This is a genomic window from Vibrio sp. 1288 (assembly GCF_033344475.1).
Genome location: NZ_JAWPOX010000175.1, coordinates 1 through 999, shown reverse-complemented (window position 1 = coordinate 999; position 999 = coordinate 1). Strand labels below are relative to the sequence as shown.

General features: G+C 44.4%; 1 protein-coding gene and 1 pseudogene. One reads left to right on the top strand and one right to left on the bottom strand.

The window, feature by feature from the left end:
• Positions 1–528, bottom strand: a pseudogene (locus R8O11_RS25465) (fructose-bisphosphatase class I); the annotation flags it as partial.
• A gap of 312 nt (positions 529–840) precedes the next feature.
• Between R8O11_RS25465 and R8O11_RS25460 the strand changes: the two are divergent.
• The coding region (locus R8O11_RS25460) for a Mur ligase domain-containing protein (RefSeq protein WP_318194641.1) at positions 841–999 on the top strand (159 nt) is incomplete at its 3' end.

Below are 999 nucleotides of genomic sequence, written 5' to 3'. Positions count from 1 at the left end.
TGTGGTGTACACCAACATAGTTGATGAACCGTAAATTACGTAACCTGCTGCAACTTGCTTATGACCTGGCTGAAGGAAATCTTCTTCTGTCGCGGGTGTGCCAATAGGCGAAACACGGCGATAAATAGAGAAGATGGTACCGACAGACACGTCTACGTCGATATTTGAAGAACCATCAAGTGGGTCCATCAATACAACATACTTTGCGTTTTGGTTGAGTTCTTTGTTGAACGCAACCGCTTCATCTTCTTCTTCACTGGCAACGCCACAAACTTGGTCACGAGCTTCAAGCGCCGCTTTAAATTTGTCGTTCGCGTACACGTCTAGCTTTTGCTGTGCTTCGCCTTGGACATTTTCCGTGCCGACAGCGCCAGTGATATCACCAAGACCTGCTGCGTTGATTTCACGGTTAACGATTTTTGCAGCTAAACGAATGGATGCTAAAAGAGATGAGAGATCACCGCTAGCGTGGGGGAAATCCGCTTGTTTTTCAACAATGAATTCGCCTAGGGTGCGCATTCCTGACATGGTTAATCCTTACATTTACATTTCATTGGGGGTGTTGCGCAACGGGCATCTCTTTATGGATGTTAAACGTTTGCGCTAGATGTAATTTTAAGTCGTGGATCTTTTTAATGGTAATGAAGTAACTGTTTGAGATCTCAATTTATTTGTCTGCTCAAATCAGGGATTCATTCGCAGGTCAGAGCGCTGTACAGTCTCTGTTCAACCTTGTCATATTTGTGAAAGGGACTGCAAGAAGAAGGCTAAAGTCACTCGCTTTTCTGGTCGTTATCGCGATAATGAAGGCATCAAAGAACGCATTACAAGGTTTAGTTTATGCACATTCATATCTTGGGTATCTGTGGCACATTTATGGGCGGCGCAGCAATTTTAGCGCGTCAGCTAGGTCATAAAGTGACGGGGTCGGATGCCAACGTTTATCCACCAATGAGCACATTGCTAGAGTCTCAAGGTATTGAAATTATTGAAGGCTTC